Genomic DNA, 20537 nt, shown 5'->3' on the forward strand with positions numbered 1-20537 from the left:
CGGCCTCGCCGCGGCCGGTGCCGGCGGCGCTCACGAGGCGGGCGCGATAGGGGGTGTCGGCGGCGACCGTGGCCGACGGTGCGGGCGCGGCCGGGGAGGGGGCCGGGGAGGGGGCGGGGGACGGCTGCTCGCCGGCCGGGTCCGGAGCCTCGTCGGCGCCGGCCTCGGACGGGTCGGGCCCGGATCCGTCGGCAGAGCTGTCGTCGGGCCCCTCGCCGGAGTCACCCGGGCCGCCGGGGCCAGGGTCGGGATCGGGATCGGGATCGTCGTCGGGGTCGGGCTCCGGGTCGGGCTCGTCGCTGCCCAGCGCCTCCTCGAGCAGCTCCTCGTCGAGGCCGGGGGCGTCGAACGGGTTGCGCCGGCGCCGGTGCGGCAGGGCCAGCCGCGCCGCGACCCGGATGTCCTCGAGGGTCACCCGGTCGCGGCCGGCCCAGGCGGCGTGGGCGACGGCGGTGCGGGCGGTGACGATGTCGGCGCGCAGGCCGTCGACCTCGAACGCCGCGCACACCTCGGCGATCCTCAGCAGCGCGGCGTCGGAGAGCTCGACCGACGGCAGCAGCCGCTGGGCCGCGGCCAGGCGCTCGCGCAGCGCGCGCTCGCTGGCCTCGTACGCCGCGGCGAAGCCGGCCGGGTCGGCGTCGAAGGCCATCCGCCGCCGGACCACCTCGGCGCGGACCGCCGGCTCGCGGGGCGCGGTGACCTCGACGGCGAGGCCGAACCGGTCGAGCAGCTGCGGGCGGAGCTCGCCCTCCTCGGGGTTCATGGTGCCGACGAGGACGAACCGGGCGGCGTGCTCGACCGAGACCCCGTCGCGCTCGATGCTGGCGCGGCCCATGGCGGCGGCGTCGAGGAGCAGGTCGACGAGGTGGTCGTGGAGGAGGTTGACCTCGTCGACGTAGAGGATGCCGCGGTGGGCCCGGGCGAGCAGGCCGGGCTCGTACTCCGCGCGCCCCTCGGCCAGCGCCTTCTCCAGGTGCAGCGAGCCGAGCACGCGGTCCTCGGTGGCGCCGACCGGGAGCTCCACCAGCCGGACCGGCCGCGACTCGGTCGGGGCGTCGGCGGGGAACGGGCCGTCGGGGGAGAGCGGTGCGGCGTCGCGCGGGTCGGAGGAGAAGCGGTCGCCCGCGACCACCTCGATCGGTGGGAGGACCGCGGCCAGCGCCCGGACGGAGGTGGACTTCGCCGTGCCCTTCTCGCCGCGCACCAGCACGCCGCCGACCTCGGGGGAGATCGTGGTGAGGAGGAGGGCCAGGGCGAGGTCGTCGGTGTCGTGGCCGACGACGGCCGTGAAGGGGTAGTGCTGTGGCATGAGAGGCTCCCGCTCGTCCGCCATCGGATGGGGGCCACGAGGCCGGTCTTCGGACTTCCGGACCGGCGCTCTCGCGCCGTCCCGGTCACCGCAGCGGGCCTGTGCCGGACTTCCACCGGCTTCCCAGATTCTCCCCTCGGGCCGTCTCTCGCGAGCCGGACGTCGGGGCACCTCGTGGCAGGGGCGTCACGATAGCGTCGCGCCCCGTGCCCGCCACCACCCCGCCACCCTCCGGTCGTCCGGAGGGGTCCCCGACTGCCGCGGTGGCCGTCGTCGGCATCGGCGCCGACGGGTGGTCCGGGATGCCGGAGCCGGTCCGCGCGCGGCTCCTCGCCGCGGACGTCGTGCTGGGCGGCGCCCGCCACCTCGCCCTGCTGCCGGCGGTCGCCGGGCAGGTCCGCGAGGCGTGGGGCACGCCGTTCCGAGACGGCCTCCGCCGTCTCCTGGCCGAGCACGCCGGCGCCCGGCTGGTGGTGCTCGCCTCCGGCGACCCGCTGGTCTCCGGCGTCGGCACGACGGTGGTCGACCTGGTGGGCGCCGAGGCGGTCGAGGTGGTCCCGGCGGTCTCGTCGGTGGCGTTGGCCCGGGCCCGGATGGGCTGGTCCGCGGAGTCGGCCGCGGTGGTCAGCCTGGTGGGCCGCGACGCCCGGGCGGTGCTGCGCGAGCTCGCGCCCGGCCGCCGGGTGCTGGTGCTCTCCTCCGACGAGCGGACGCCCGGTGAGGTCGCCCGGCTGCTCACCGACCACGGGTACGGCGGGAGCCGGCTGGTCGTCCTCGGCGACCTCGGCGCGCCCGAGGAGAGCCGGGTCGAGTCGACCGCCGCGCGCTGGTCGGGCGGCGGCCCGCGGCTGCACGTGCTGGCCCTGGAGCTGGCCGGCCCGGTCGTCGGGTCGTGGGTGGCCGGCCTGCCCGACGAGGCGTTCGAGCACGACGGCCAGCTCACCAAGCGCGACCTGCGTGCGGTCGCGCTGGCGAGGCTGGCCCCGCAACCGGGCCAGCTGCTGTGGGACGTCGGCGCCGGGGCCGGCTCGGTCGGCATCGAGTGGATGCGGGCGCACGCCACCTGCCGGACGGTCGCCGTCGAGGCCGACCCCGTGCGGGCGGAGCGGGTCGCGCGGAACGCCGGCGCCCTCGGCGTACCGGCCCTGGCGGTCGTCACCGGCCGCGCCCCCGACGCCCTCGCCGACTTGCCGGACCCGGACGCCGTCTTCGTCGGCGGCGGGGCGACCGCGCCCGGGCTGCTGGACCTGTGCCGCGAGCGGCTGCGCCCCGGTGGCCGGCTGGTGGTCCACGGCGTGACGCTGGAGACCGAGGCGGTGCTGGCCGCCGCCCACGCCGCGCACGGCGGCGAGCTGACCAGGGTCGCGGTGGAGCACGCCGCGCCGATCGGGTCCTTCACCGGCTGGACGCCGGCGCGGACCGTCACCCAGTGGGCGTGGGCCTCACCCATCGCAGGGCCGGTGGGCCCGTCCCACGCCGAGGAGGAGCAACCCACGTGACCGTGCACTTCGTGGGCGCCGGACCGGGCGCCGCCGACCTGCTGACCCTGCGGGCGGTCGACCTCCTGCGGGCCGCCGACGTGGTGCTCTACCCGGGCACCTACCTCGACGCCGAGGTGCTCGGCCACTGCCGCGCCGACGCCCGGCTGGTCGACACCCAGGCGCTCGACCTCGACCAGATCACCGCCGCGATGCTCGAGGGCCACGCCGCGGGCGCCGTCGTGGTGCGGCTGACCTCGGGCGACCCGTCGGTCTACTCCGCGCTGGCCGAGCAGACCCGCCGGCTCGACGCCGCGGGCGTCCCGTGGGACGTGACGCCCGGCGTGGCGGCGTACGCCGCGGCCGCCGCCCGCGTCGGCCGGGAGCTGACCGTGCCGCTCGTCGCGCAGTCCGTGGTCCTCACCCGGGCCCAAGCCCGGTCGACGGCGATGCCGGAGACCGAGTCGCTGGCCGCCTTCGCCGCCACCCGCGCGACGCTGGTGCTGCACCTGGCGATCACCCGGACGCGGGAGCTGATGGCCGAGCTGGCGGGCGAGTACGGCGCCGACTGCCCCGTGGTGGTCGTCCACCGCGCCAGCCAGCCCGAGGAGCTGGTGCTGCGCGGCACCGTCGCCGACATCGCCGACCGGGTCGAGGCGGCCGGGCTGCGCCAGGCCGCGGTGATCCTCGTCGGGCGGGCGCTCGACCCGTCCGGTGGCGGGGAGTCCTACCTCTACGACCCGGCCCGCGAACGCGCGTCGAAGCGCTGACCTCGCGACCGGCCCGTGCGAGGCTGGGGGCCATGACCTCGACCCCGCCGGTGCTCGACGCCGGCACGCGGGGCTGGATGCTGCGGACCGGCGCCCTGGGCGTCGCCGGGGTCGTCCTGGTGCTGGCCGCGCTGGCGGCGTACGTCGGCCTCTCGCTGCGGACCCTCGACGGCTACCCGTGGCCCGACGAGGCGGCGGTACCCGTGGACGGTCAGTCGCACCTCGTCGACCTCGGCAGCCCGGGGCGCGCGATGGTCTGGGACGACGAGTCGATCGTGTCGCCGACGTGCCGGGTCACCGACCCCGCCTCGGATGAGCAGCTGGAGGTCCGCACCACCGACTCCAGCCACCGACGAGAGTTCGGGACGGCAGGGGACTGGGTGGGCAGGTGGACGTTCGAGGCCCCGAGCGCCACCGTCGAGGTCACCTGCGACCGCCCCAGCACGCGGCAGTACACCGACGTGATGGTCGAGCCGGCGCCCCGCACGCCGCCGTTCCTCGCCTCGCTCGGGCAGTGGGCCGCACTGCCGGCCGCGCTCGGCGTCGCGGGGCTGCTCGCCCTCGTGGCCGCGGTCGTGCTGGCGCTGCTCCGGCGTCCGTCCCGCCGGGTGCGGCCCGGCGGGGACCGGCCGATGCGCTAGGTTGCGGGAGCCGTGGTGTTCGGGAAGCCGGTCTGATGCCGGCGCGGCCCTCGCCACTGTAGCCGTCGAGCACGACGGTCCTCGCGCAGCGACCCCGGTCGTTGCGGGCCACTGGGCGCGAGCCCGGGAAGGTCGACCGCCGGGCGCCGAGACGGAAGCCAGGAGACCGGCCACGGCGTGTCATGTTCCACGAGGGTTTTGGAGAACATCATGCGCAGCCGACCCCTGCCTGCCGTCCCGTCAGCACTTACCACCGCCGCCCTGGCCGCCGCGACGGCGCTCGCGCTCGGCGGGTGCGCCGGCGCCCCGCAGGCCGAGGCCCGCGCCGCCGCCGACGACCCGGCGTACCCCGTCCAGATCAGCTCCTGCGGCCACACCGCCACCGTCGAGGCGCCGCCGCAGCGCGCCGTGACGCTCAACCAGGGCGCGACGGAGGTGCTGCTCGCGCTCGGCCTGGAGGACCGGATGGCCGGCACGGCCTACCTCGACGACGCCGAGCCGCCGCAGCGCTGGGCCGAGGCGTACGCCGAGGTGCCGGTGCTCTCGGCGGAGTACCCGACCCGCGAGGAGCTCCTCGCGGCCGCGCCGGACTTCGTCTACGCCTCCTACCCGAGCGCGTTCGACCCCGCCGTCGCCGGCTCCCCGGCGGAGCTGGAGCGGGCGGGGACCGCCGCCTACCTCTCGCCGCTCGGGTGCGCCGACGAGGCGCAGCGCCCGGAGACGTCGTTCGAGTCGGTGTGGGCGGAGATCGAGGCGGTCGGCGCGGCCTTCGACGTGGCGGAGGAGGCCGGTGCGCTGGTCGCCGAGCAGCGGGCGACGCTCGACCGGATCGCCGAGGACGACCCGGGCGCCGGGCTGTCGGTGCTCTGGTACGACTCCGGCGACAAGGCCCCGCTGGTCGGGGTGGGCGACGGCGGCCCCCAGCTGGTCGTCGAGGCCGCCGGCGCCACCAACATCTTCGCCGGCATGGACGGCGGCTGGGAGGAGGTCAGCTGGGAGCAGGTGGTCGCCGCCGATCCTGACGTGATCGCCCTGGCCGACGCGGGGTGGTCGACCGCGGAGGAGAAGATCGCCTACCTCGAGGGTGACCCGGTGCTCTCCCGGCTGCGCGCGGTGCGCGAGGGGCGGTTCGTCACCGTGCCCTACTCGCAGTCCACCCCGGGCGTCACGCTCGTGGACGGCGCCGCGTCGTTCGCCGCCCAGCTCGCCGACCTGTCCTCGTGACCTCCCGCGCCCTTGTGGCGCCCGCGGCCCCGGTGCTCGCCGGCCTGATCGCCACCGCCCTGCTGGTGGCGAGCATGGCCGTCGCCCTCGGGATCGGGTCGGTCGCGGTGCCGGTCGGCGACGTGCTGGCGGTGGTGCTGCGCCGGCTCCACCTCGGCGCGCACGACGTCACGCCGCTGGCCGACCAGATCGTCTGGCAGCTGCGGCTGCCGCGGGTGCTGGGCGCGGCAGCCGTGGGCGCGGGGCTGGCGGTGTGCGGGGCGGTGCTGCAGTCGCTGACCCGCAACGACCTGGCCGACCCCTACCTGCTGGGCATCTCCAGCGGCGCCGCGGTGGGGGCGGTGACGGTGATCGTGCTCGGGGTCTCGTTCGCGGGGCTGGCCGGCTCGGCCGCCGTCACCGCGGCCGGGTTCGTCGGGGCGCTGGGCTCGCTGGCGCTCGTGCTCGCGCTCGCCACCGGCCGGCGGGCCTCGCTGTCGCCGACCCGGGTGGTGCTGGCCGGGATCGCGGTGGCGCAGGTGTGTGCGGCGTACACCTCGCTGCTGGTGATCACGACCGGCGACAGCGACGCGGCGCGGCGGGTGCTGACCTGGACGCTCGGCTCGGTCGCCGGGCTGCGCTGGGGGTCGGCGGTCTTCGTCGCGGTGGTGGCGCTGGTGGCGACGGTGGTGCTGGTGGCGTTCGCCGACGAGCTGGACGCGTTCGCGTTCGGGGAGGCGTCGGCCCGGTCGCTGGGCGTCGCGGTGGGCCGGGTGCGGTGGACGCTGATGGTCGGCACGGCGCTGGTGACCGCCTGCCTGGTGGCCCACGCCGGGGCGATCGGCTTCGTCGGGCTGGTGGTGCCGCACGTCGTCCGGCTGCTCACCGGGCCGCGGCACCGGGTGGTGCTGCCGATGTCGGCGCTGCTGGGAGCGGTGCTGCTGGTGTGGGCCGACACGCTCGCGCGGTCGCTGGTCGACGGGCAGGAGGTGCCGATCGGGGTGGTGACCGCCGTGGTGGGCGCGCCGTTCTTCGCGTGGCTGCTGCGCCGGTCGGGGGAGGACGGATGACCTCGCCGGACGTCGAGGTGGCCGACCTGTCGTGGGTGGTGTCGGGGAGCGAGGTCCTGCGAGACCTCACCCTCGCCTGCCGGCCGGGGCGGGTCACGGGGCTGCTCGGGCCGAACGGCTCGGGCAAGACCACGCTGCTGCACCTGCTCGCCGGCCTGCGGCGGCCGACGTCCGGGCGGGTGCTGGTGGGCGGCGCCGATGTGCACGGGCTGCGGCCGCGGGCCCGGGCGCGGACCATCGCGCTCGTGGAGCAGGACGCGACGACGAGCCTCGGGCTGACGGTGCGCCAGGTGGTGGAGCTGGGCCGGATCCCGCACCGGTCGCGGCTGCTGCCGGACGGCTCGGAGGGCGCCGGTGTCGTCGAGCACGCGATGCGCGCGGCGTACGTCGACCACCTCGCCGACCGCACGTGGGGGACGCTCTCCGGGGGTGAGCGCCAGCGCACCCAGCTGGCGCGGGCCCTCGCGCAGGAGCCGCACGTGCTGCTGCTCGACGAGCCGACCAACCACCTCGACCTGCGGCACCAGCTCGACTTCCTCGGCCGGGTCCGCGGCCTGGGTCTGACGGTGGTCGCCGCGCTGCACGACCTCGAGCTCGCCGCGGCCTACTGTGACGACCTCGTCGTCCTCCGCGACGGCCGGCTCGTCGCCCACGGCCCCGTCGCCGACGTCCTCACGCCGGGGCTCGTCGCCGACGTGTACGGCGTCGACGTCGCCGTCGAGCCGCATCCCCAGCGGCCGCGCCGGCACGTGCGGTGGAACGGCGTCCTGGGCTGACGGTGACCGACCGGGAGCCCCGGGGCCGGTCGCTCAGGCGGGGGCGGTGGAGGCCGGCGGCGGGTCCAGCGGCGGCGGCGCCTGGCCGCCCCGGACCCGCTCCACCGCGGTCATGCCGTGGAAGACCACCAGCGCCGCGACCGTGCCGAGCGCGATGCCGGTGACGACGACCGTGTCGCCCCCGAGCGTGAGGTCGCCGATCCCGATCACCAGCGCGGTCGCGGCGGTGAACTGGTTGACCGGCCGGGAGAAGTCGACGCCGTTGTCGGTCCAGATCTTCACGCCGATCACCCCGATGAGCCCGTAGAGCGCCACGGTGACACCGCCGAGGACACCGGTCGGGATGCTGTTGACCAGCGCGCCCACCTTCGGGGAGAGGCTGAGCAGGACGGCGACGATCCCGGCGACCCAGTACGCCGCGGTCGAGTAGACGCGGGTCGCCGCCATCACGCCGATGTTCTCGCCGTACGTCGTCGTGCCCGAGCCGCCGGCGCTGCCGGCGAGCGTCGTGGCCAGGCCGTCGGCGAGCAGCGCCCGGCCGGTGCGCCGGTTGACCTCGGGGTCCTCGGTCAGGTGGGCGACGGTGCGCACGTGGCCGACGTTCTCCGCGACGAGCACCAGCACCACCGGCAGGAAGGCGGGCAGCACCCGCCACGAGGCGTCCGGCGCGGTGAAGTCCGGCAGCCCGAACCACGCGGCCTGCCGGACCGGGTCGAGGTCCACCGCGCCGGCGAGGGCGGCGAAGACGTAGCCGACGACGACCCCGACGAGGATGGACAGGCGGGCGGCCATGCCGCGCAGCGCGACCGCCACGAGGAGCAGGACGGCCAGGGTGACGGTCGCCGTCCACGGGGCGGCCTGGACGTTGGTCGTCGCGACGCCGGCGAGGTTGAGGCCGATGAGCGCGACGATGGCGCCGGTGACCACCGGCGGCATCAGGGCGTCGATCCACCGGGCGCCGGTCACCAGCACGACCAGGCCGACTGCGGTGAGGGTGAGGCCGGTGGCGAGGATGCCGAAGAGCGCGTTGCCCATCGAGCCGGCCGCCAGGATCGGGGCGATGAACGCGAAGGAGGAGCCGAGGTAGCTCGGGACCCGGTTGCCGGTCAGCGCCAGGAAGAGCAGCGTGCCGAGGCCCGAGAACAGCAGGGTGGTGGTGGGCGGGAAGCCGGTGATGACCGGCACCAGGAACGTCGCGCCGAACATCGCCACGACGTGCTGGGCGCCGAGCCCCCACGTGCGCGGCCAGCTCAGCCGCTCCTCGGGGCGGACGATGGCGCCGTCTGCGACCGTCCGGCCGTCGCCGTGCAGGGACCAGGGGAGGCTCATGGCGCGAATCGTCGCACCGCGGCTCCGCGGCCCGACGGCGGGTCCGGTGAGCAGTCGGCGGTCAGCGGGATGCGACCCGGAAGACGGGCCAGCCGATCTCCGTCCGCCAGGCCGAGGGGTCGGGAGTGTCCCGGGGGCCGACGAGGTAGGTCTCGCGCACCGGGCCGGCCACGGCGAGCGCGTTGGCCACGACCCACCGTCCGAGCTCGCCGTAGGTGACGCCGATGTCGTCGTGCGCGCCGACGTGCGTGGCGACGGCCAGCTCGGCGCCCGGGAGGGTCACCGGCCGGACCCGGCCACTGCTCGGCGGCCGTGCCGTCGGTCGGTAGACGAGCACGTGTCCGTGGCCGGTCTCGAACAGGGCGTTGTCGTACAGCCCGCCCGGGGCGCCGGCCGGGTGGTCGACGGCCGCGTCGAGCTCGGCCATGGCGCCGGCGTACCAGGCGAGCACGTCGGCGTGGTCGACGTCGTCCTCGACGGCGGCCACCGATGCCGGAGGCACCGCACGGAGGTCCGCGTCCACCGGTGCAGGGCTCGGGTGCAGCAGCCGACGCAGCGACGCCACGGCCGCGCGGGTCCGGTCCAGCTCGGACTCGAGGCGGGTCAGGTGGTCGGCGACGAGGGCGGCGCGGGCCTCGGGGTCGGGGGAGCCCACGATGCGCCGGACCTCGGCCAGGGGGACGCCGAGCTCGCGCAGGCGGTGGATGACCTGAGCGGTGGGGATCTGGTCAGCGCTGTAGCGGCGGTAGCCGGTCGCGGGGTCGACGGTGGCGGGCACGAGCAGGTCCGCGTCGTGGTAGCGGCGCAGGGTGCGGATGCTCAGGTGGGTCAGCCGGGAGAACTCGCCGATCGCCAGCATGCCCGCAGTGTGCACCCTCTCCCTGCGAGAGAGTCCAGTGCTTGACCCTCCACCCGGGCGACGCCGCAGCGTGGTGGCATGACCGCACCGACGCCCGCACCGACGCCCATCGAGCCCACGCAGCTGCCCGCCACCATCCGCGCCTACCTCGCCGCGCACGCAGCGCGCGAGGCGGACGCCGCGATCCGCACCTTCACCGCCGCCGCCGTGGTCGTGGACGAGAACCGGACGTTCCGGGGCACCGGCGAGATCCTCGACTTCCTGCGCAACGCCGGAGCCCAGTTCACCTACACGACCGAGCTCGTCGGCGCCCGACGCATCGACGAGGATCGCTGGGTGGCGGTCAACCGGATCGAAGGAGACTTCCCCGGAGGGGTCGCCGAGCTGGACTACCGCTTCCGGCTGGACGGCGACCTCATCGCAGAGCTGACGATCGCTCCCGCCTGAGGCACGGCAGCCGCGGCCCCACGCGGAGTGACCGCCAGCCGGGAGCGGACCGCGCCGCCGGCGCACGCGATGACCACGAGGCCGCCGACCGCGGTCAGCCAGCCGATCCGCTCGCCGAGCAGGAGCGCCGCCCAGCACAGGCTGAGCAGCGGCTGCAGCAGCTGGACCTGGCTCACCTTGGCCATCGGCCCGATCGCGAGCCCGCGGTACCAGGCGAAGAACCCCAAGAACATGCTCACCGCCGAGAGGTAGCCGAAGCAGGCCCACTGCGGCGCCGTCGCGTCGGGCGCCTGCCGCACGACCGCGACCGCAGCGAGCGCCAGCATCAACGGGGACGCCAGGACCAGCGCCCACGAGACGGTCTGCCACGAGCCGATCTCGCGCGCCAGCAGCCCGCCCTCGGCGTACCCGACGGCCGCCGCGACCACCGCCCCCAGCAGCAGGAGGTCGGCGGCGTGGAGCCCGGCCGCCCCGCCGCTGGTCGCCGCCGCGAACGCGACGGTCGCCACCGCGCCCGCCAGCGAGAACACCCAGAACGTTCGCGTCGGGTGCTCGCCGGTGCGCAGCACCGCCACCACCGCGGTCACTGCCGGCAGCAGGCCGATCACCACGGCGCCGTGGCTGGCAGGCGTCACGGTCAGGGCGTACGACGTCAGCAGCGGGAACCCGAGCACCACGCCGGCCGCCACCACACCGACGCGCAGCCACTGCCGACCGGCGGGCCTCGCCGCGCGGGCGACCGACAGCACCACGGCCGCGAGCAGCGCGGCCACCACCGCACGACCCGAGCCGATGAAGAGCGGCGAGAGCCCGCCCACCGCGATCCGCGTGAGCGGCACGGTGAGGGAGAAGGCCGCCACCCCGACGAAGCCCCACGCCAGGCCGGCCGAGACCGCCGGTAGCGGCGGGTCGAGTGGGCGAGTAGCGCTATCGTAAGCCGTCATGGACAACAGTAGCAGCCGGATCGTCGACGCGATCCGTCAGTGGATCGACACGGCTGCCCCCGGCGCGAGGCTGCCCTCGACCCGGCAGCTCGTCGCCGAGCACGCCGCCAGCCCGGTCACCGTGCAGAAGGCGCTGCGCACGTTGGCGGCCGCCGGCCTGGTGGAGAGCCGCCCGGGCGTCGGGACCTTCGTCCGCGCCACGCGGTCCGCCCGCCCGCAGGACCACGGCTGGCAAACTGCCGCTCTCGGCGCGCCCCGCAGCTCGCTGCCCCGGGTCGCCGGCGCGCTGCGCACCGCCCCGGACGACGCCCAGGCCCTGCACTCCGGCTACCCCGAGCCCGGCCTGCTCCCCGAACGGCTGGTCCGCGCCGCCCTGGTGCGCGCCGCCCGGGGGACGGCCGCCACCGCTCGTCCGCCGGCGACGGGGCTGCACGAGCTGCGTGCCTGGTTCGCGGCCGAGGTGGCCGCCGCGACCCCCGCGCACCTCTCCGGCCCTGGAGCCCACGACGTGGTCGTCGTGCCGGGCAGCCAGAGCGGACTCACGTCGGTCTTCCGGGCGCTGGTCGCGCCGGGGCAGCCGCTGCTGATGGAGTCCCCGACGTACTGGGGCGCGATCCTCGCCGCCCACCAGGCCGGCGCCCGGCCGGTCCCCGTCGCGAGCGACTCCGAGGGGCCCGACCCCGACCAGCTCGACCGGGCGCTGCGGGAGACCGGCGCCCGCGCGCTGTACGTCCAGCCCAGCTACGCCAACCCCACCGGCGTGCAGTGGTCGCCGGACCGGGCGGCCACCGTCCTCGACGTGGTCCGCGGCCACGGGGCCTTCCTCGTCGAGGACGACTGGGCCCACGACTTCGCCATCGACACCGACCCGCTCCCCGTCGCCACCCAGGACGACTCCGGCCACGTGGTCTACCTCCGCTCGCTCACCAAGAGCATGTCGCCGACGATCCGGGTCGGCGCCGTCCTCGCCCGCGGCCCGGTCCTCGAACGGCTGGTGGCCGACCGGTCGGCGGAGTCGCTCTACGTCAGCGGCCTGCTCCAGCACGCCGCCCTCGAGGTCCTCAGCGACCCGGGCTGGCGGAGCCATCTGCGGCGGCTGCGCGGACAGCTGCGGGAGCGCCGGGACCTGCTGGCGGCCGGGCTGCGCGAGCACGCCCCGTCGCTCCACGTCGACCTGGTCCCCGCCGGGGGGCTGCACCTGTGGGCGCGGCTGCCGGACGGCACCGACCCCGAGCAGGTCGTCCGGGACTGCGAGTCCGGGGGCGTGTGGGTCACCGCCGGCCACGAGTGGTTCCCGACCGAGCCGTCGGGCCCCTACCTGCGGCTCAACTTCAGCGGGCCGGACCCGGGCGGCTTCCCCTCGGCCGCCCGCACCGTCGAGGAGGCCCTGCGCCGGCAGGGCTGAGGCCGCGGGGAGTGGGGGCGGGGAGGTGGGCGCGGGGAGGTGGGCGCGGGGCGTCAGCCGGCCGAGCGCAGCGGCGCGGCGCCGTAGCTGGTGACCTGCTCGACCCCGAGACGCTGGGCGAGGCGGCTGGCGATGGCGGCCGCCTCGACGGCGGAGGAGAAGCGGAGGGCGTGCGAGCCGGCGGTCTCGTCGTCGACGCGGACGAACCAGGACCCGTCCGTGCAGTACGTGACGATCTCGGCGCTCATCTGTCTCCTCCTCCCCGCTCGGCGAAGGGCTCGTCCCCTCTGCCAGGTTGTTCGACACCTCGGCAGGCCGCGCGCAGCGATTCGGGGCAAAACCCCTGTTGCCTAGACCACAGGCGGGCTGCCGAAGTACTGACAGAAGGCCGGCCGCGCACGCGGGGCCACGCGGGGCCACGCGGTGCCCGGGGCTCCGCCGGTGCACTTTCATCAGTACTTCGGCACCCGCGGGAGTGATCGGAGTCGGGAAGTCCGGCGGCCGGTCCGCCGTTGGACCTGCCATGAGGCTGTCGCTGCTCGACCGGTCCCGCACCCGTGCCGGCTCCCCGGAGGGCGCGGCGCTGACCCACTCGGTGGAGCGGGCGGTCGGGGCGGAGCGGCTGGGCTACGACCGGTTCTGGGTCGCCGAGCACCACGGCGTGCCCGGGATCGCCTCCGGTGCGCCGGCCGTCCTGCTCGCCGCGATCGGCGCTCGGACGTCGACGATCCGGCTCGGCTCCGGCGGCGTCATGCTGCCCCACCACCAGCCGATCGTGGTGGCCGAGCAGTTCCTCATGCTCGCCGCGCTGCACCCGGGCCGGATCGACCTGGGCCTCGGCCGCTCGCGGGGCTTCACCGCGCCGGTACGCCGAGCCCTGCGCGAGGAGGACGGGCCAGACACCTTCGCCGACGACGTGGCCGAGCTCCGCGGCTTCCTCGAGCGCAGCAGCGCCGTGACCGCGCGCCCGGCCGTCGACGACGTGGTCCCGCTCTTCCTGCTGGCCACCGGCAGCGGGGTCGAGGTCGCCGCCCGGCTCGGCCTGCCGCTCGTCGTCGGTGGCCCGGTGCTCGGCGAGCCCGACGTCGGCGAGCGGATGGCGGCGTACCGGCGCTCCTTCCGGCCCCATCGCGGCAGCACCCCGCACGTGATCGTCTCGCTCGACGTGCTCGTCGCCGACACCGACGAGGAGGCCCGCGACCTCGCGCTGCCGGAGGTGTGGGCGATGGTGCGGTCGCGGCGGACGGGCGTGTTCGGCGCGCTCGAGCCGGTGGCCGACATCCGGGCGAGGGCGTGGGACGCCCAGGACGCCCGCCGCGTCGAGCGGGGCCTCGACGGTGCGGTCGCGGGCAGCGCGGTGACGGTGCGGCGCCGGCTCGAGGAGCTCGTCGAGCGCACCGGCGCCGACGAGCTGCTGGTCTCCGGAGCGACGTACGACCGCGAGGCCCTGGCCGCCTCCGACGCCGCGGTCCGGGCGCTCGTGCGGTGACCCGCCCCGTCGTCGGGGCGGGGCCCGGCTCAGCGGCGCGCGGCTCCGGGCGTCACCTGTCGCGGCCGTGTCGCCGCGCCAGCAGCAGCAGCACGAGCAGCACGGCGTCGACGAGGAGGAACGTGACCGCCTCCGGCTCGTCGTAGGCCCACACCTTCACCGGGGTGAGCAGGGTGCCCATCGCGACCGCGACGATGCCGATGGTCGTCCGGCGCGCCACGGAGAGCCGCGGCGCGAAGCCCACGGCGAGGTGCAGGGCGATCTGGGTCAGCGTCCAGGCGACCACGGGTACGTCGAGCCACGGACCGACCCACACCGCGTTCTCCGGGGCGACCAGCAGGAACATCGTGGCCCCGACCGCCTGCACGCTGCCGAGCAGGGCGAAGAGCGTGCGCGCGGTGATCAGCGGGAGGTTGCGGCGCAGCGGCACTGCGGAGGTCGTCGTCATCTCGGGTCCTTTCCTCGGGTGAGATGACGCTAGGCGCGGCGCCGGCCGGTGCCATCAGCGTCGGGGCTGGACTCTGCTTCAACCCCTGGGCTGAGGACGGCACGGTCCGGCGCCCCCTAGGCTCGGCAGGTGCGATACCGGACGTCGGTGCGTGGGGTGCGGCGGTCCGACGCCGTGCTGACGGGCGTGGTCCTCGTGGTCTCGCTCGTCCAGGTGACGGTCGCCCCGGTGCAGGTGCTCGGGCAGCCGGGCACCACGTGGTTCGGGTACGTCCTGGCCGTGGTCTCGGTGCTGCCGCTGGCCTGGCGGCGGGCCCGCCCGGTCACCGCCGCGGTCGTGGGCTCCTCGCTGTGGTGGGTTCCCACCGACCGGTTCCTCGTGCTCGGGTACGTCTGCTGCGCCCTGCTGTTCTTCTCCGTCGGCCGGCGAGCCGAGCGCGGCCGCGCAGCCGCCTGCGGGTGGGCGCTGGCCTCCGGGACCGTGGGCATGCTCGCGATCGACCGGGCGGACTCACGCCTCGAGCCGTTGTTGCTGGAGGCCGACGTCCGGGCCGGTCTCGCGCAGCTGCCCCTGCCGGCGGGCGAGACGCTGGTGGCGATGGCCGGCTTCTGGTGCTTCATCCTCGTCCCCTTCGCGATCGGACGTCTCATGGCGAACGAGGAGCACCGGGCCGGTCGGCGCCTGGCAGAGGAACGCGAGCGGGTCCGCCGGGAGGCGACGCGGGCCGAGCGGGAGCGGATCGTGCGCGACCTGCACGACGTGGTCGGCCACGAGGTCACCCTCATGGCGATCCAGTCCGAGGCCGCGGCGCAGGCGCTGGAGCTGGCGCCCGAGCGAGCCGGCGCACCGTTGGCGGCCGTGCGGGAGACAGCCCAGCGGGCACACCGGGAGCTGCGCGCGATCCTGGACCTCCTCGGCGACGGCGAGCAGGCGGTCAACGCCGACGAGCGCGGCCTGCGCCAGCTCAGCGAACGGGCCGCTGAGCACGGTATCGACAACGAGCTCACCGTCGCCGGCACGCCCTGGACCGATGCGCCGCAGCACTGGCTGGCCGTCAACCGGATCGTCCAGGAGTGCCTCACCAACGCGGGCAAGCACGCCCCCGACGAGGTGGTCGCCCTCCGCGTCGACTGGTCCGATGCCGGTGTCCGGGTGACCGCGACCAACCGGTCACCGGGGCCCAGCGGCGACCGGCCCGGCCACGGGCTGCCCGGTATGGCGGAGCGCGCCCGGTCCCTGAACGGCACCTTCCGGGCCGGCGCCTGCGACGGCCGCTACGCCGTCGAGGTCTGGCTGCCTGCCCCGGGTGGGGCGGCGCGGTGACCAGCGTGCTGGTCGCCGACGACCAGACGATGGTCCGCAGCGGCCTGCGCCTGATCCTCGAGCTGCGCGGCTTCGACGTGGTCGGCGAGGCCGCCGACGGCGCCGAGGCTGCGGAGGCCGCCGTCCGTCTGCGCCCCGACGTGGTGCTGATGGACGTGCGGATGCCCAATGTCGACGGTGTCGAGGGCACGCGCCGCATCGTGGCCGCCGACCTGCCCACCCGGGTGCTCATGCTGACCACCTTCGACCTCGACCGGCACGTCTACGACGCCCTCCACGCCGGCGCCGCGGGCTTCCTGCTCAAGGACGCCTCGGCCGACCGGCTGGTGGCGGCGATCGAGGGCACGCTCGCAGGTGAGGCGCCGCTGGCACCGCAGGTGATGAGCCGGATGATCGACCGCTTCCTGCAACGGCGACCGCCCGCCGGTCCCGACTCGGCCGGCTTGGCGTCGCTCACGCCCCGGGAGCGCGAGGTGTTGCGCCTGATGGCGCGGGGCCTCACCAACGCGGAGATCTCCGACCACCTCGTCCTGTCGATGGCCACCGTGAAGTCCCACGTCCGCAGCGTGCTGGCCAAGTCGGGGGCCCGGGACCGCGTGCACGCGGTCCTGCTGGCCCACGAGCACGGCCTGGCCGACGGCTGAACGGACCGCCCCGGCGGCCTTTCCCGCCTGGCTACATTCGAGGCGGACGACCACTCGGAGGAACCCCATGGCCCCCACCCTGACCGCGGCTCGGCGAGCCGGTGCGGTCCTCGCCGGGCTGGCGCTCGTCGCCGGGCTGGGCGGCTGTGGCTCCGACGACGACCCGCCGCGGCTCGCGCACGTGCACGACCTCGGCGTCGACCCCGCCGACGGCGCGCTCTACGCCGGCAGCCACCACGGGCTCTTCCAGGTCGGCGAGGGCCGGCTGGAGGGCCCCCTGGGTGGGCGGGTCCAGGACTTCATGGGCTTCACCGTCGCCGGTCCCGGCCGCTTCCTCGCCAGCGGGCACCCCGGCGAGGGCATGGGTGGCCCCGGCTCGGTCGGGCTCATCGAGTCCACCGACGGCGGGAAGACCTGGTCCACCCGGTCGCTCGCCGGCGAGGCGGACTTCCACGCGCTGGAGTACCGCCACGACACCGTCTACGGCCTCGACTCCGTCACCGGTGCACTGATGGTGAGCCGCGACCTGGAGACCTGGGAGACCCGGTCCGCCGTGCCGATGGCCGACCTCGCGGTCAGCCCGACGGAGTCCGGCACGCTGCTGGGGACGACCGAGGCCGGGCCCGTGCTCAGCACCGACGGCGGACGCAGCTTCGAGCCGGTCGCCGGCGCACCGGCGGTGCTCCGGGTCACCTGGGCCGAGGACGGCACCCTCCTGGCCGCGGCCCCCGACGGCACCGTGTACGCCGGGCCCGCCGCGTCGTCGCTCGAGGAGGTCGGCGACCTCGGCGGCGTGCCCGAGGCGCTCCACGCCCAGGACGCCGACACCGTCCACGCGGTCGTGGGCGGGGTGGTCCTCACCTCCACCGACGGCGGCGCCACCTTCGAGCCCGCGACCGCCTGACCGCTCGCGGGCGGTCGCTCAGTCGACGTACCGCGGCGTCCAGACCTGGCCGGTCGGCGTCACCCGCGTCGACGACGCCCCGACGATGAGCAGGCACTTCATGTCCACCGTGTCGGTGTCCAGGCCGGCGAGCGTCGTGACCGTCAGCGACTCCTCCGCGCGGCCGACGTCGCGGCCGACCACCACGACCGTGTCCGGGGAGCGGTGCTCGAGCAGGACCTTCTGCAGCTCCACCACCTGGTGGGTGCGGGAGCGGGACGCGGGGTTGTAGACCGCCAGCACCAGGTCCGCCTCGGCGACCGCCCGCAGCCGTCGCTCCAGGACGGGCCACGGCTTGAGCCGGTCCGAGAGGCTCACCACCGCGAAGTCGGCCCCGACCGGCGCCCCGGCCCGCGCCGCGACGGCCTGCACGGCGCTCACCCCGGGCAGCACCCGCACCGGCACTGCGGCGTACCCCGCGTCCTCGGCCGCCTCGAAGACCGCCGAGGCCATCCCGAAGACCCCGGCGTCCCCGCCCGAGACCACGGCGACCCGCTCGCCGCGTGCGGCCAGGTCGAGGGCCAGGCGCGCGCGGTCGACCTCGACGGTGTTGCCGGAGGCGTGACGGGTGAGGCCGGCGCGCTGCGGCACCCGTGCGACGTACGGCGCGTAGCCGACGACGTGGTCGACCTCGGCCAGCGCGGCCGACGCCTCGGGGGTGAGCCAGTGGTCGGGGCCCGGGCCGAGCCCGACGACGAGGAGCTCGGCGGCGGCCCTGGTCGCCGCGGCGGGAGCGGTCTCCTCGGCGGCAGCGGGGACGGCAGCCGTGCGCCGGCCGGTGCCGTGCTTGGAGTCGCCGGGGACCACGATGAGCGAGAAGTACGGGACCGAGCCGGGGTCGACGTCGGTCACGGGGAGCCACCGCTCGGCGGGCATCGACGCGCGCTCGACGTAGAGCGCCTGCTCCAGCCGGCCCGCCTCGGCGAGCGCGGCGCGGACGGCCGGGAACGTGCGGCCGAGCTTCATGATGATCGCGCCGTCCGTGTCGGCCAGGCGGCGGGCCAGCTCCGGCGCCGGGAGCGTGCCCGGCAGCACGGTCAGCACGTCGGTCTGCCGCACCAGCGGGGAGGCGACGGCGGCGGTCGCGGCCGCGAACGCCGGCACCCCCGGCACCACCTCGGTGGGGAACCGCTCGGCGAGACGGTCGTGCATGTACATGTAGGACCCGTAGAAGAGCGGGTCGCCCTCGGCGAGCAGCACCACGTCCCGGCCGGCCTCGAGGTGCGCGGCCAGCCGCGCGGCGGACTCCTCGTAGAAATCCGCGATCGCGCCGGCGTACCCGCCTGGGTGGTCGGTGGAGCCCGTCGTGACCGGGTAGCGCAGCTCCTCCTCGACCGTGCCCGGCCGGATCAGGTCGGCGGCGATGCGGCGCGCGTTCGACTGCTTGCGGACGCCGGCGTGGTAGGCGACCACGTCGGCGTCGCCGATCAGCCGGGCCGCCTTGAGCGTGATCAGCTCCGGGTCGCCGGGGCCGACGCCCACGCCGGCGAAGCGCCCGGTCGGCGTGCTCACTCCGCCTCCTGGGCCAGCGCGTTGACCGCCGAGGACGTGATCGCGGAGCCGCCGCGGCGCCCGCGGACGGTGACGAACGGGACGTCGATGCCGTGGTCCCGGGCGAACGAGGCCAGCGCCTCCTTCGACTCCGCCGCGCCGATGAACCCGACGGGGCAGCCGATGATCGCCGCCGGCCGGGGCGCGCCGTCGGCGAGCATCTCCAGCAGGTGGAAGAGCGCGGTGGGGGCGTTGCCGATCGCGACGACCGCGCCGTCGAGGTGCGGCTCCCACAGCGAGACCGCCGCCGCGCTGCGGGTGGTGCCCCACTCCTGGGCCAGGGCCGGCACCCGTTCGTCGGTGAGGGAGCAGAGCACCTCGTTCTCGGCGGGCAGCCGCGAGGCGGTGACGCCCATCGCGACCATCCGCGCGTCGCACAGCACGGGCGCGCCGAGCATCAGCGCGGTGCGGGCGGCCTCGACCAGCCCCGGGTGGACGACCAGGTCGCGGACGAGGTCGACCTGGCCGCTGCCGTGCACCATCCGCACCGCGAGCTTCTCCGCGTCGGCCGGCACGGCGGTGAGGTCGGCCTCGCGGCGGATGGTGGCGAAGGAGTCGACGTAGATGGCGGGGCCGTCGGCGACGTACTCGTAGCGCCGGGTGGGCGGGTTCACCGGCTGCCTCCTGCGGCCGGCACCAGCACGCCCCGCCACGGGGTGACCACCAGCTCCCGCTCGCCGGCCAGCTCGACCAGGTCCGCGACCGCGGCGCCGTCGAGCACGCCGCCGGGCGCCGGGACGTGCAGGCCGGCCGGGCCCTCGCCGTACGGCAGCGGGTCGGTGCGTACGGCGGCACGCGGGTCGGCCGCGGCCGGCTGGGCCAGCGGGTGGTCGAGCGGGTGCTCGAGCTCCGTCACGTGCCACGCGGCCTCGGGGCCGGTGCCGCGGGCGGCCAGGAAGGCGTGGGCGAGCCCGAGCAGCGCTGCCGGCGCGCCGGCCAGGTGCACGACCGGCCCCCAGCCGGCGCCGACCCGCAGCTGGGCCGTCGTCGCGTCGAGCGCGACCAGCCCCAGGTCGCAGGGGCGGTCGGCGAGGTCACCGCGGCCGTCGTCCAGCACGAGCAGGAACCGGCCCGGCAGCGCGGCCAGCGCGGGGTCGGCGCAGAGCCGCCGGTCCAGCTCGGCGGCGAGAGGGCGGAGGTCGGTGCGGCCGCCGGCGAGGCCGGTGGCGGGGGAGACGAGCACGTTCCGGACCAGCTCGTGGGTGCGGCTGGGCAGCAGGCCCCCGGCCTCCAGAGCAGCGACCACCTCCAGGAGGACCGGCCCGTCGGAGCCGTCGGGCGCGGTCGGCAGCGCGCGCAGCTGCAGGTTGGCCCGGCCGGTCAGGTGCACGTCGCCGTCGCCGTACCGCTGGGCGACGGCGGACGCGGCCGCGAGGCCGCCGGGGGAGACCCGTCCGCCGACCAGGCGGAGCCGGACGAGCGCGCCGTCGTCGGCCGGCCACGGGCGCAGCACGCCGGGGCAGCGGTCGGCCCGGGTGCGCGGGGAGGTCGCGGCGGGAGCGGGAGGGGGCACGGTGGTCCTCGCGGAGGTCAGGGGCTCGTGCGCGGAGCCCGGTCGACCTCGCGGCTGGTGCCGCAAGGGCCAGCAGGTCTTCGGACTCGGGATCGATCGGAACGGGACGCCTTCCCGGACCTCCCGGTCCAGTGGCTGCCACGAGGGCACGTCCCGCCCGTCACCCACACCGCTGCGCGTCAGTCCCGGAGTCGCACCGGGTTCCCTGACCCCCACCTGGAGGTCGACTGGCGCGGCCACCCTAACGCGTCCCCTACGCTGAGCGCCGACACGTCTCGTGGACCCCCAGGAACCCGGTGCGACTCCGGGGCGGTTCCGCCACTGTGACGCCGTCCGCCCGGGACCGGGCGGCCGGCACAGCCAGACACTGGCCACGGGACCTCCGACGACCAGGG

General features: G+C 76.3%; 21 protein-coding genes and 3 riboswitches. Of the genes, 12 read left to right on the forward strand and 9 right to left on the reverse strand.

The genetic code is table 11. From position 1 onward, the window contains the following. Nucleotides 1–1309, reverse strand: a 1309-nt coding sequence (locus ACSMHG_RS04700; RefSeq protein WP_435742263.1) for a magnesium chelatase ATPase subunit I, incomplete at its 3' end; no start/stop codon positions are given. 23 nt (nt 1310–1332) lie between these two features. Next, a riboswitch (cobalamin riboswitch) is annotated at nt 1333–1499 on the reverse strand. Between the two features lie 16 nt (nt 1500–1515). Here ACSMHG_RS04700 and cbiE point away from each other — a divergent pair. The 6 genes from cbiE (at nt 1516) to ACSMHG_RS04730 (ending at nt 7247) form a co-directional block, all read left to right on the forward strand. Beyond that, nucleotides 1516–2808, forward strand: a complete 1293-nt coding sequence (gene cbiE / locus ACSMHG_RS04705; RefSeq protein WP_435742264.1) for a precorrin-6y C5,15-methyltransferase (decarboxylating) subunit CbiE — start codon at nt 1516–1518, stop codon at nt 2806–2808. Further along, on the forward strand, nt 2805–3557 hold the full coding sequence (cobM, locus tag ACSMHG_RS04710) for a precorrin-4 C(11)-methyltransferase (protein ID WP_435742265.1): 753 nt from the start codon (nt 2805–2807) through the stop codon (nt 3555–3557). Before cbiE ends, cobM begins: the two co-directional genes overlap by 4 nt. A 32-nt stretch (nt 3558–3589) precedes the next feature. Further along, nucleotides 3590–4198 carry a hypothetical protein gene (locus ACSMHG_RS04715; protein ID WP_435742266.1) on the forward strand — a complete coding sequence of 203 codons (609 nt, stop codon included), beginning with the start codon at nt 3590–3592 and terminating at the stop codon, nt 4196–4198. Next, nucleotides 4195–4387: riboswitch (cobalamin riboswitch) on the forward strand. (Overlaps the previous gene by 4 nt.) Nucleotides 4388–4408: 21 nt before the next feature. Further along, the gene (locus tag ACSMHG_RS04720; RefSeq protein WP_435742267.1) at nt 4409–5422 is read left to right on the forward strand and encodes an ABC transporter substrate-binding protein; all 1014 of its coding nucleotides are present in this window, start codon (nt 4409–4411) and stop codon (nt 5420–5422) included. A gap of 14 nt (nt 5423–5436) precedes the next feature. Continuing rightward, a complete protein-coding gene (locus ACSMHG_RS04725; protein WP_435742405.1) occupies nt 5437–6471 on the forward strand; it encodes a FecCD family ABC transporter permease in 1035 nt (344 codons plus the stop codon). Then, a complete protein-coding gene (locus tag ACSMHG_RS04730) occupies nt 6468–7247 on the forward strand; it encodes an ABC transporter ATP-binding protein (protein WP_435742268.1) in 780 nt (259 codons plus the stop codon). Before ACSMHG_RS04725 ends, ACSMHG_RS04730 begins: the two co-directional genes overlap by 4 nt. Before the next feature lie 33 nt (nt 7248–7280). Here ACSMHG_RS04730 and ACSMHG_RS04735 read toward each other — a convergent pair whose 3' ends face one another. Continuing rightward, nucleotides 7281–8576, reverse strand: coding sequence for a uracil-xanthine permease family protein (locus ACSMHG_RS04735; protein ID WP_435742270.1), 1296 nt, complete (start codon nt 8574–8576; stop codon nt 7281–7283). A gap of 61 nt (nt 8577–8637) precedes the next feature. Further along, nucleotides 8638–9435, reverse strand: coding sequence for a MerR family transcriptional regulator (locus ACSMHG_RS04740; protein ID WP_435742271.1), 798 nt, complete (start codon nt 9433–9435; stop codon nt 8638–8640). 78 nt (nt 9436–9513) lie between these two features. Between ACSMHG_RS04740 and ACSMHG_RS04745 the strand changes: the two genes are divergently transcribed. After that, a complete protein-coding gene (locus tag ACSMHG_RS04745; RefSeq protein ID WP_435742272.1) occupies nt 9514–9882 on the forward strand; it encodes a nuclear transport factor 2 family protein in 369 nt (122 codons plus the stop codon). Here the strand turns inward: ACSMHG_RS04745 and ACSMHG_RS04750 are convergent. Next, entirely contained in the window at nt 9825–10826 is a 1002-nt protein-coding gene (locus tag ACSMHG_RS04750; protein WP_435742273.1) for a DMT family transporter, read from the reverse strand. The genes ACSMHG_RS04745 and ACSMHG_RS04750 overlap by 58 nt on opposite strands. Here ACSMHG_RS04750 and ACSMHG_RS04755 point away from each other — a divergent pair. Then, nucleotides 10825–12231: an aminotransferase-like domain-containing protein gene (locus ACSMHG_RS04755; RefSeq protein ID WP_435742275.1), complete on the forward strand. Its 1407-nt coding sequence runs from the start codon at nt 10825–10827 to the stop codon at nt 12229–12231. The two genes, ACSMHG_RS04750 and ACSMHG_RS04755, sit on opposite strands and share 2 nt — an antisense overlap. Before the next feature lie 53 nt (nt 12232–12284). Here ACSMHG_RS04755 and ACSMHG_RS04760 read toward each other — a convergent pair whose 3' ends face one another. Next, nucleotides 12285–12479 carry a hypothetical protein gene (locus ACSMHG_RS04760; protein WP_435742276.1) on the reverse strand — a complete coding sequence of 65 codons (195 nt, stop codon included), beginning with the start codon at nt 12477–12479 and terminating at the stop codon, nt 12285–12287. Between the two features lie 275 nt (nt 12480–12754). On the opposite strand from ACSMHG_RS04760, the gene ACSMHG_RS04765 reads away from it, so the two are divergent. Continuing rightward, complete coding sequence (locus tag ACSMHG_RS04765) at nt 12755–13720, forward strand: LLM class flavin-dependent oxidoreductase (protein ID WP_435742277.1); 966 nt, start codon at nt 12755–12757, stop codon at nt 13718–13720. Nucleotides 13721–13772: 52 nt separating this feature from the next. On the opposite strand, the gene ACSMHG_RS04770 is transcribed toward ACSMHG_RS04765, so the two are convergent. Further along, nucleotides 13773–14168: a hypothetical protein gene (locus ACSMHG_RS04770; RefSeq protein ID WP_435742278.1), complete on the reverse strand. Its 396-nt coding sequence runs from the start codon at nt 14166–14168 to the stop codon at nt 13773–13775. Nucleotides 14169–14297: 129 nt separating this feature from the next. On the opposite strand from ACSMHG_RS04770, the gene ACSMHG_RS04775 reads away from it, so the two are divergent. The 3 genes from ACSMHG_RS04775 (at nt 14298) to ACSMHG_RS04785 (ending at nt 17039) form a co-directional block, all read left to right on the forward strand. Then, nucleotides 14298–15491, forward strand: a complete 1194-nt coding sequence (locus tag ACSMHG_RS04775) for a sensor histidine kinase (protein ID WP_435742279.1) — start codon at nt 14298–14300, stop codon at nt 15489–15491. Next, complete coding sequence (locus tag ACSMHG_RS04780) at nt 15488–16135, forward strand: response regulator (protein ID WP_435742280.1); 648 nt, start codon at nt 15488–15490, stop codon at nt 16133–16135. The genes ACSMHG_RS04775 and ACSMHG_RS04780 overlap by 4 nt, the downstream gene beginning before the upstream one ends. Before the next feature lie 67 nt (nt 16136–16202). Continuing rightward, nucleotides 16203–17039, forward strand: a complete 837-nt coding sequence (locus ACSMHG_RS04785) for a F510_1955 family glycosylhydrolase (protein WP_435742281.1) — start codon at nt 16203–16205, stop codon at nt 17037–17039. Nucleotides 17040–17057: 18 nt separating this feature from the next. Here the strand turns inward: ACSMHG_RS04785 and ACSMHG_RS04790 are convergent, their stop codons facing one another. From ACSMHG_RS04790 to ACSMHG_RS04800, 3 genes are read right to left on the reverse strand one after another with little or no spacing between them, the layout of a single operon-like run. Beyond that, nucleotides 17058–18590: a precorrin-2 C(20)-methyltransferase gene (locus ACSMHG_RS04790; RefSeq protein ID WP_435742282.1), complete on the reverse strand. Its 1533-nt coding sequence runs from the start codon at nt 18588–18590 to the stop codon at nt 17058–17060. Further along, nucleotides 18587–19243: a precorrin-8X methylmutase gene (locus tag ACSMHG_RS04795; protein WP_435742284.1), complete on the reverse strand. Its 657-nt coding sequence runs from the start codon at nt 19241–19243 to the stop codon at nt 18587–18589. Before ACSMHG_RS04795 ends, ACSMHG_RS04790 begins: the two co-directional genes overlap by 4 nt. Continuing rightward, entirely contained in the window at nt 19240–20142 is a 903-nt protein-coding gene (locus ACSMHG_RS04800) for a ferredoxin-like domain-containing protein (protein ID WP_435742285.1), read from the reverse strand. The genes ACSMHG_RS04795 and ACSMHG_RS04800 overlap by 4 nt, the downstream gene beginning before the upstream one ends. Nucleotides 20143–20196: 54 nt before the next feature. Continuing rightward, nucleotides 20197–20389, reverse strand: a riboswitch (cobalamin riboswitch). Nucleotides 20390–20537: the final 148 nt, after the last annotated feature.

This window comes from Nocardioides ureilyticus (assembly GCF_051280745.1).
GTDB lineage: Bacteria > Actinomycetota > Actinomycetes > Propionibacteriales > Nocardioidaceae > Nocardioides.